This is a genomic window from Coleofasciculus sp. FACHB-542, assembly GCF_014695825.1.
GTDB lineage: Bacteria > Cyanobacteriota > Cyanobacteriia > Cyanobacteriales > FACHB-T130 > FACHB-T130.
This window is the reverse complement of the sequence record NZ_JACJPB010000008.1, coordinates 19,248-29,466: the sequence shown is the minus strand read 5'-3', so window position 1 is coordinate 29,466 and position 10,219 is coordinate 19,248. Positions and strand designations below refer to the sequence as shown.

The window sequence follows — 10,219 nt, the reverse complement described above, 5'->3', positions numbered from 1 at the left end:
ATTCAAGATTTAGTCGCTTTAAACCGACTTTGGCTATGAGCCAGGAATTTAAATTCCTGGCAGTACTACGGAAAAAGCACACTTTTGTAAGAAGTCTAATGAAACCCTCAGAATCGCCCAAACTCAGCCTTAAAAAAGTAGGAACTGCCCAAAGAAAATCAATTACTGTCTCTGAGGATGAATTGATTAAAGCAGCACCTCTACAATCTAACCAACCTTTACCGCTCGTTATCGAACCAATGGTAGACGGATTGGATTTAATTACTTGGGCGCAGAATAATCGTTCGTTCCTAGAAACTCAACTTCTCAAGTACAGGGGAATACTCTTCCGCAACTTCAAAATTAAGGGGATTGAAGTATTCGAGCAGTTCGTCAAAGCCACTTCTGATGGTAAACTTTTACCGTATCAAGATGGTTCGTCGCCGCGGACTCTGGTGAAGGACAATGTTTATACTTCCACCGACTATCCGGCCGACCAAACTATCTTTCTTCACAGCGAACTTTCCTACGCCAATACCTGGCCTTTAAAAGTTTACTTTCACTGCGTAAAGCCATCCGAACAAGGTGGAGAAACGCCAATAGCGGACATTCGGAAAGTATGCGATCGCATTCCTGTCCAGATACGCGATCGCTTTCTGCAAAAACAAGTGATGTATGTTCGCAACTTTAGCGGTGGACTCGGACTTCCCTGGCAAAAAGCGTTTCAAACTTCAGATAAAACCGTTGTCGAAGCATACTGTCATGAGAACGGTATTGAGATGGAGTGGGAAGAAGGCGACAAGCTGCGAACTCGCCAAATTCGTCCGGCGGTAGTTAACCACCCGAAAACTGGCGAAACAGTTTGGTTTAATCATGCAGCTTTCTTTCACGTATCAACTCTAGAACCAAAAGTTCGTCAAGCATTGTTAGCATTTTCGGAAATTGAGCTTCCCTACAACACTTATTACGGAGATAGTTCCCCGATTGAACCGGAAGCTTTGGAGGAAATTCGCTCTGCTTATCGCCAAGAAACGGTGATGTTTCCTTGGCAAGCAGGAGATATTCTGATGCTTGACAATATGTTAACGGCTCATGGAAGAACACCCTTCATTGGTTCGCGCAAAGTTGTTGTAGGTATGGCTGAACCTTTTAGCAGTAAACATATTTAATCCAGAATAAATGAGTTTTAAAAATGGATAATAAAGTTCTAGAAATGCAAAACGGAATCATTCAAGGCTTCCAAATCTCTCCTCAACAAAAGCGCCTGTGGGGTTTGCAGCAGCTTGATTCACTTCAAGCTTATCAAGTGAAGTGCTTTCTTTCAATTGAAGGCGTTCTTAATGTAGAGATTTTGAAGGCCTCCCTACAAAAAATTGTTAATCGATATGAAATTCTTCGTACCCATTTTCGCTGTCTACCGGGAATGACGATTCCCCTACAAGTTATTTCAGATAGCAGCACTATTAACTGGCAATCTATTGATTTGAGTTCTAGCAATATCCAAGAGCAAAAAAATCGACTGGAAGCGCTCTTTAACAAAATAAGTAATGAACACTGCAATTTTGAGCGAGATTCGCTATTACATCTATCCTTCATTACTCTGTCAGAGCAGAAGCATATTTTGCTGATTAATTTACCGGCTCTTTGTGCCGATGCTGCAACTTTACAGCATTTAGCAGAAGAAATTAGTTGTACATACGCTGCTTGTTGTCTCGGTACGGAACTCGACGATGAGATAATGCAGTATGCCGATATCTCTGAATGGCAGAATGAATTACTAGAAGGAGAAGATACGGAAGTCGGACGAAACTATTGGCAAAAGCAAGATTTTTCTGCACTGTTAAATATCGCCCTACCGCTGGAAAAATTAGTTTCAGAACCAGCAAATTTTCAACCGCGATTTATTACAAAGACAATCAATCCCGACCGAGTAGCCGAAATAACAGCATTCGTGAGTAAGAATGCAACTGTGTCGTCATTCCTTCTGACTTGCTGGACAATTTTGCTTTGGCGGCTCACCAAATCTGGCTGTTTGGTAATTGGGACAGCTTTCGATGGTCGAAAATACGAGGAATTGGAATCAGCGCTGGGATTGTTTGCCAAATATTTACCGATTCAAAGCCATTTAGAACCAAAGCTTTCATTTGTTGACTTACTGCAAAAAGTTCATCAGGCGCAGCAAGAAGTTTACCAATGGCAAGAATACTTTAGCTGGGATTTGAATGCCTCGGCTGATTCATCCTTTTTTCCAGTTTGTTTTGAATTTAATCAGTCACTTGCTAAGTGTTCTGCTGCTGGTGTTACCTTTTCAATTGAACGGCTTTCCACCTGTATTGACCGCTTCAAAATCAAACTGGCTGGCGTTGAGCGGGATGACTCTTTGAGTATCGAGTTCCACTACGACGCAAACTTATTCGCTGAAACGGATATTCAGCGTTTAGCCGGACATTTTCTTACTTTGGTTGATAGTATCCTCGAAACTCCAGATGTTGCGATTAGCGAGTTGGAAATTCTCAGCAAGGTAGAACGCCAGCAACTTTTGATTGAGTTCAACAATACAAAGATTGATTTTCCTCAACTTCAGGGAATACATCAACGATTTGAGCAACAAGTTGAAAAAACGCCGGACGCGATCGCACTGGTTTACGAAGGCGAACAACTCACTTATCAGCAGTTAAATCAACGCGCTAACCAACTCGCTCATTCCTTGCGAAAGCTGGGTGTCGCACCAGAAGTTTTAGTCGGTCTTTATCTAGAACGCTCCCTAGAGATGGTTGTTGGACTGTTGGGAGTGCTGAAAGCTGGGGGAGCTTATTTCCCCCTTGAACCCACCTTGCCATCGGATCGCCTAGCGTTCATCCTGCAAGATACTCAGGCAAAGGTGTTGTTAACGCAACAACAGTTAGTCACCAACCTTCCCAACTCGAGAGCTACCGTTTTCTGCTTAGATTCCGACTCGGAAATGCAACCAGAGAGCGATCGCGCTACCGCGCAGCCTTCGGATCGCAACTTAGAATCAGTTGTAACAGCGGAGAATCTTGCCTATGTAATTTACACCTCTGGCTCTACGGGAACACCCAAAGGTGTTGCGATTGAACATCGGCAAATTCTTAACTATCTCAATGGCATTTGTGAAAGATTGGATCTTCCCGATGGTGCCAGTTTTGCAATGGTTTCTACCTTTGCTGCGGATTTAGGAAATACAGTCTTATTTTCATCTTTGTGTACGGGAGGATGTCTGCATATCATCTCCAAAGATCGCGCTGCTGATGCTGAAGCACTATCGCAATATTTTCAACAGCATCCAGTTGATTTCCTCAAAATTGTTCCTTCGCATTTATCGGCTTTACTGTCATCCTCTCAACCAGAATTTATTTTGCCTCGTCAGCGATTAATTTTAGGTGGGGAAGCATCTAGTTGGGGTTTGATTGAGAAAATCCAGAACTTGGCTCCATCCTGCCACATTCTCAATCACTACGGGCCAACAGAAACAACGGTTGGAGTCCTTACCTATCAGGTAGAAGCTGGGAATATAGCTCATGTTTCAAGGACAGTTCCGCTGGGTCGTCCGCTAGCAAATACCCAGATTTATATCCTAGATAATCATCTCCAGCCTGTACCGATTGGTGTATCTGGTGAAATTTACATTGCCGGAGAGAGTTTAGCAAGAGGTTATTTAAATCAGCCGGAACTAACCGACAAAAAATTCATTTTTAACCACTTTATAGAGAGGGATGAGACTGAGTTAAACGATATTCCGCCTAACTCACAACTCACAATTCACAACTCACAACTTTATAAAACCGGAGACTTGGCTCGCTATTTACCGGATGGAAACATTGATTTTCTGGGACGAATTGACCATCAAGTAAAAATCCGGGGCTTCCGCATCGAATTGGGAGAAATTGAGGCGGTGCTAAGGCAGCATCCCGCCGTAGAACAGGCTGTGGTTGTAGTTCGCGAGGATTTGCCTGGGGACAAGCGTTTAGTTGCTTATTCGGTTTTGAGTCAGCAGCAGGGGAGTAGAGAAGAAGCCAGTCAATCAAATCTAATGGGTGACTTACGTTCTTTTGTAAAAGCGAAGTTGCCGGAATACATGATACCTTCTGCTTTTGTGATTTTAAAGACTCTGCCTTTAACGGCTAACGGGAAAGTGGATCGAAAAAAACTGCCAGCACCTGAGCAAATTCGCCCAGAGTTAGCAGGAACGTTTGTTGCTCCCCGCACCAATGTTGAGGAGGTAATAGCTGGAATTTGGGCTGAAGCAATTGGGATTGAACAAGTGGGTATTTACGACAATTTTTTCGAGCTAGGAGGACATTCGCTGCTAGCAACTCAGGTAATCTCCCGATTACGTGACGCCTTTAATGTGGAGTTTCCCTTGCGGCAGTTTTTCGACTCTCCCACTGTCGCGGATTTAGCAGTCGCGATCGCTCAAAAAATAGCTGAACAAACCGATGAGGAAATGATGGCTCAGATGTTAGCAGAGCTAGATGAAATATCGGAGGAAGAAGTTCGAGAAGTTTTGGCTAAGGAAGGAGTAGGCAAATGAGTAATTTAAGCGAGCGCATCGCCGGACTTTCTCCCGAAAAACGCGAGTTGCTGCTAAAACGGCTTAATCAGAAAAAAGAGCCGATCGCACTAACTAAAATCCCCCGCCAAAACCGGGAATATAACTCGTTTCCCTTGTCATTTGCTCAACAGCGGTTGTGGTTTTTTGACCAATTAGAGCCGGGAAATACCAGCTATAACATCCCTGCGGCTGTGCGGCTTAAGGGAACGTTGGATGCGATCGCTCTCGAACAAAGTCTCAACGCAATTATCGAGCGTCACGAAGTCCTACGGACTGCCTTCACAACAGTAAATGGGCAACCTGTCCAAGTCATTACCCCAGATTTGAAATTAACGCTTCCAGTTATCGATTTGCGGAAACTTCCCAACACCGAACGAGAGCAAGCAGTACGGCAATTCGTCACCGCAGAAGCGCAAAAACCCTTTGACCTCACACAAGCACCTTTGCTGCGAGTTAGCCTGCTGCATCTGAGCGAATTTGAGTATGTGGTGTTATTTACGATGCACCACATTGTTTCAGATGGGTGGTCAATGGGGATATTTATTCAAGAGTTAGCCACCTTTTATAAAGCTTTCTCTAGTCGCAATTCCTCGCCAATTCCTGAATTAAGTATCCAATATGCAGACTTTGCAGTTTGGCAGCGACAGTGGCTACAAGGAGAAGTTTTAGAAACCCAGATTGCTTATTGGAAAAAGCAATTAGGAGGCAATCTTCCCGTACTAGATTTGCCGACAAACAGACCGCGACCTGCGGTGCAAACCTTCCAAGGTGCAGAGGAAAAATTTGTTTTGTCCAAGGCGCTGACTGAGGCACTGACTAAACTAGGTCAGCAGCAAGGAGCGACTTTATTCATTGTTTTGCTGGCGGCGTTCAAAACGTTGCTTTATCGTTATACCGGACAGGAGGATATTTTAGTTGGTTCGCCAATTGCCAACCGCAACCGTGCCGAACTAGAAGGAATTATTGGCTTTTTTGCGAATACTTTAGTTCTGCGGACTGATTTATCGAATAATCCTACTTTTAAGGAGTTGTTAGGACGGGTGCGCGAGGTGGCGTTGGGAGCATACAGCCACCAGGATTTGCCCTTCGAGAAACTGGTAGAAGTGTTGCAGCCGGATCGGGATTTGAGCCGTAATCCGCTGTTTCAAGTGTTATTTGCTCTCCGTAATGTGCCGACACAAACTTTAGAATTGCCGGGAGTTTCTCTCAGTCTTGAAGAGATGGAGAGTCAAACGGCAAGATTTGATTTGGTACTCAACTTATCTCAGGAAGCGGGAGGTCTTACAGGAGTATTTGAATACAACAAAGAATTGTTTAATGCCAGCACCGTACAGCGGATGGCAGGACATTTTCAAACGTTGTTAGAAAGTATTGTTGCCAATAGCGATCGCTCTATCTCCACTTTGCCATTTTTAACGCAACCCGAACGGCATCAGTTGTTAGTGGAGTGGAACAATACTCACACGAACGACTCGACGGATCGCTGTCTGCACCAGTTGTTTGAAGAACAAGTGGAACGAACACCAGACGCGATCGCCATTATTTTTAAAAACCAGCAACTCACCTATGCCGAACTCAATGCCAAGGCAAATCACCTAGCGCATCATCTACAAAAACTCGGCGTGAAGCCAGAAGTTTTAGTGGGAATTTGTGTAGAACGTTCCCTAGAAATGGTCGTGGGATTGCTGGGCATTCTCAAAGCAGGTGGAGCCTACCTACCCCTAGATCCAGCCTATCCCCCAGAGCGTCTTGCTTTCATGTTAGAGGATGCTCAAGTTTCGGTGTTATTAACCCAAAAGCGGCTGTTAAATACCCTACCCTCGCATAATGCCGAGATTGTATGCTTGGACGATTGGGAAAGCCTACAAATCGGCAGTCCAAATTCAGTTAAAAATTCCTCCAACTTAGCTTACGTTATCTACACTTCCGGCTCAACCGGACGACCCAAAGGCGTACAAATTTCCCACGCCTGTGTAGTCAACTTTCTAATTTCCATGCGCCAGCCACTAGGAATAACCCAGCCAGATATTTTCCTAGCTGTCACCTCCTTATCTTTTGATATTGCGGCGCTGGAAATATTCCTCCCCATAACTGTAGGATCTCGCGTTGTCGTAGTACCCCGTGAAATTGCCTCTGACGGCGCACAGTTGTTAACAACATTAACCAATTCTGGGGCGACCATCATGCAAGCAACGCCTGCTACTTGGCGACTGCTTTTGGCAGGGGGATGGCAGGGTAGTAAGGGCTTGAAAATCCTCTGTGGTGGCGAAGCCTTACCGCGACAACTCGCCGCTCAATTGCTCGTACGAGGCGATCGCTTGTGGAACTTGTACGGCCCTACCGAAACCACGATTTGGTCTACTATTCATCCAGTTGAAAGTAGCGACGCTTGCGTTTCCATCGGGCGTCCCATTGCCAACACGCAAGTTTACATACTCGATACCCATCTACAGCCTGTCCCAGTGGGTGTTACGGGTGAACTGTATATCGGCGGCAAAGGTTTATCCAGAGGCTACCTAAATCGACCTGAACTGACAGCCGAGAAGTTCATTCCCAATCCATTTTTAGAGAAGTCAGAAAAGTCTGAATTACTGTACAAAACTGGAGATTTAGCGAGATATCTGCCGAATGGTGAATTGGAATATTTGGGACGCATTGACCACCAAGTTAAAGTGCGTGGCTTCCGTATCGAACTGGGCGAAATTGAAGCGGTACTGAGCCAACATTCAGGCGTGCAGCAAGCTGTCGTGATTGCTAGAGAAGACAATTCTAGCGACAAGTGTTTGGTTGCTTATGTCGTACTGAAGCAAGAAGCTGCAACGACACCCGTACAACTGCGCTCATTTCTCAAGGAGAAGCTACCTAATTACATGGTGCCTTCTGGCTTTGTACTGCTAGAGGCAATTCCTCTCACACCCAACGGAAAAATTGACCGTCGCGCATTGCCAGAACCCGACACCGCTAGACCAGAGTTAGAAAGCGCCTATATCGCTCCCCGCACCGCCATTGAGGAAGTTGTCGCAGGGATTTGGACTCAAGTTCTCGGTTTAGAGCAAGTCGGTATGCGCGATCGCTTCTTTGACTTAGGCGGACACTCGCTGCTGGCAACTCAGGTAATTTCTCGCCTCCGGGAAGCCTTTCAAGTTGAAATTCCCCTGCGTTCTCTGTTTGAGTCGCCTACGGTAGCAGGTTTGGCAGAACGGATTGAAACAGCTTGTCGCGCCCAAGAAAATCTTCAGGTTCCGCCTCTGATGCCAGTTGCGCGGGAGGGGAAACTGCCCCTCTCCTTTGCTCAACAGCGATTGTGGTTCCTCGACCAATTAAATCCGGGCGATGCCTATAACATTCCCGCCGCAGTGCGTCTGGTCGGTGCGCTCAATATCATAGCGCTAGAGCAAAGCTTTCAGGCGATTATCCAGCGTCACGAAGCTTTAAGGACAATCTTTGCGACAGAAGCAGGACAACCCATTCAGGTAATTATCCCCTCTGCGACTTTTAAACTGCCAGTAATAGACCTGCGAAAATTGCCGCCGACTGAAAGAGAAGCCTCTGTGCTGCAACTTGCCACGGAGGAAGCGCAACGACCTTTTAACCTCACTCAATTGCCCTTGCTGCGCGTCACTTTATTACAACTGGATGAGGCAGAGAATGCGGTACTGCTGACCATGCACCACATCATTGCTGATGGCTGGTCGATGGGGGTACTGATCCGGGAAGTGGCGGCACTCTACGAAGCTTTTTGCGCCGGGAAACCCTCACCACTGCCTGAATTGCCCATACAGTACGCAGACTATGCAGTTTGGCAACGACAATGGCTGCAAGGAGAAGTTTTGGAAGCCAAACTTGATTACTGGAAGCAGCAGTTAGGTCACAATCCGCCCCAGATGAAACTACCGACCAAACAACCTGCGGCTTCTACTTTTCAAGCTGCCATTCAATCCTTTGAGCTATCTCCAACCCTATCTGAGGCACTGAATACACTCAGTCGCCAAGAGAGTGTAACTCTCTTCATGACACTGCTGGCAGCCTTTCAGACGCTGCTGCACCGCTACACCAGTCAGGATGACATCATTGTTGGCACCGATGTCGCCAATCGCACTCAAGTTGAAACTGAATCGTTGATTGGGTTCTTCGTCAACATTTTGGTCTTACGCACCGATATGCGTGGCAACCCCAGTTTCCGTGAGTTGCTCAAGCGAGTGCATGACATTACTTTAAAAGCTTATGTCCATCAAGACTTGCCTTTTGAGAAGTTGGTCGAGGAACTGCGTCCTGAAAGGAATTTGAGCCGCACTCCCCTGTTTCAAGTGTTGTTCGTGATGCAAAATACGCCCGTACCCACTTTAGAGCTTTCGAGTTTAACTTTAACCCCAATCGAAGTAGAGGGCGGGACAGCGAAATTTGATTTAGTGCTATTCGTGTCAGAAACAGAGGATGGCATTGTTGGCAGTTGGAAGTACAACGCTGATTTATTTGATGCGGATGCGATCGCGCGCCTATCCGCTCATTTTGAAACCCTCCTGAACAGCATCGTCGTGCAGCCGGATACGCGCCTTAATCGTTTAGAAATACTTACCGAAGCTGAAAAGAAACAACAAGCCATGCAAGAAGTCAAACGCGAAAAGAGTAACTTCAGCAAGTTCAAAAACATCAAACCAAAAGCAGTTACTCTGCCCAAAGGCGAATTAGTCAAAACCGAATATTTACAAGCAGGGGAAACATTCCCCTTAGTTCTCAAACCTGCGGTAAACGAGGTTGATATCGTTGACTGGGCAAAAAATAACCAAGAATTAATCCAAACGAAGTTATTACAACATGGAGCAATTCTATTCCGAGGCTTTAACGAACCTTTAGTTTCTATTTTTGAGCAATTTGCCCAAGCCATTTGTCCCCAATTATTTGGGGAATACGGAGACTTACCCCGCGAAGGAGTTAGCGGGCAAGTTTACGGTTCCACCCCTTATCCGGCGGATAAAGCTATCTTATTTCATAACGAGAGTTCGCATTTACACCGCTGGCCTTTAAAAATTTGGTTCTTCTGTGTCAAAGCTGCACAGCAAGGCGGAGAAACCCCCATTATTGACTGTCGCAAAGTGTACCAGCTACTCGACTCCCAACTTAAAGAAAGATTTGCCGAAAAGGAAATTATGTACGTCCGTAACTATACAGATGGATTAGATGTTAGCTGGCAAGAGTTTTTTAGAACGACCGATAAAAGTGTAGTAGAAGATTATTGCCGGAAAGCTGCAATCGAATTTGAGTGGAGAGAAGACAATGGGTTGAGAACTCGCCAAATTCGTCCGGCGATATCCAAGCATCCAAAAACGGGAGAAACGGTATTTTTTAATCAACTTTTCTTGCACCATGTCTCCTGCTTAGATCCAGCAGTCCGCGCCGCTCTATTATCTGTATTTGGAGAAGAAAACCTGCCCCGGAATGTCTATTACGGAGATGGCACGACCATTGAAGATTCTGTAATAGCCGAACTTCAAGATATTTATCGACAGACATCTGTTAGTTTCCCTTGGCAGGAAGGAGACATATTAATGCTAGATAATATGTTGGCTGCACACAGCCGCAACCCATTTATAGGTTCGCGGAAGATTGTGGTTGCTATGGGAGAAATGATGACTGACACGGACATTTAAAGAGAGTTTTTTAACGCAA

3 protein-coding genes are annotated in these 10,219 nt (G+C 45.5%); all 3 read left to right on the top strand.

The genetic code is table 11. The annotated features are described in order from the left end of the window. The first annotated feature begins 98 nt into the window (after nt 1-98). Genes H6F52_RS01055 through H6F52_RS01045 form a run of 3 tightly spaced genes read left to right on the top strand, consistent with a single transcriptional unit; the run spans nt 99 to nt 10,200 of the window. Nucleotides 99-1,148, top strand: coding sequence for a TauD/TfdA family dioxygenase (locus H6F52_RS01055; protein WP_190531344.1), 1,050 nt, complete (start codon nt 99-101; stop codon nt 1,146-1,148). A gap of 23 nt (nt 1,149-1,171) precedes the next feature. Then, nucleotides 1,172-4,531 carry an amino acid adenylation domain-containing protein gene (locus H6F52_RS01050; protein ID WP_242033807.1) on the top strand — a complete coding sequence of 1,120 codons (3,360 nt, stop codon included), beginning with the start codon at nt 1,172-1,174 and terminating at the stop codon, nt 4,529-4,531. After that, entirely contained in the window at nt 4,528-10,200 is a 5,673-nt protein-coding gene (locus H6F52_RS01045; protein ID WP_190531342.1) for a non-ribosomal peptide synthetase, read from the top strand. The genes H6F52_RS01050 and H6F52_RS01045 overlap by 4 nt, the downstream gene beginning before the upstream one ends. The last annotated feature ends 19 nt before the right edge of the window (nt 10,201-10,219 follow it).

What these genes read in the sequence shown, in the direction of transcription:
- H6F52_RS01055 (WP_190531344.1), top strand. Translation starts at nt 99, where the DNA reads ATGAAACCCTCAGAATCGCCCAAACTCAGCCTTAAAAAAGTAGGAACT.
- H6F52_RS01050 (WP_242033807.1), top strand. Translation starts at nt 1,172, where the DNA reads ATGGATAATAAAGTTCTAGAAATGCAAAACGGAATCATTCAAGGCTTC.
- H6F52_RS01045 (WP_190531342.1), top strand. Translation starts at nt 4,528, where the DNA reads ATGAGTAATTTAAGCGAGCGCATCGCCGGACTTTCTCCCGAAAAACGC.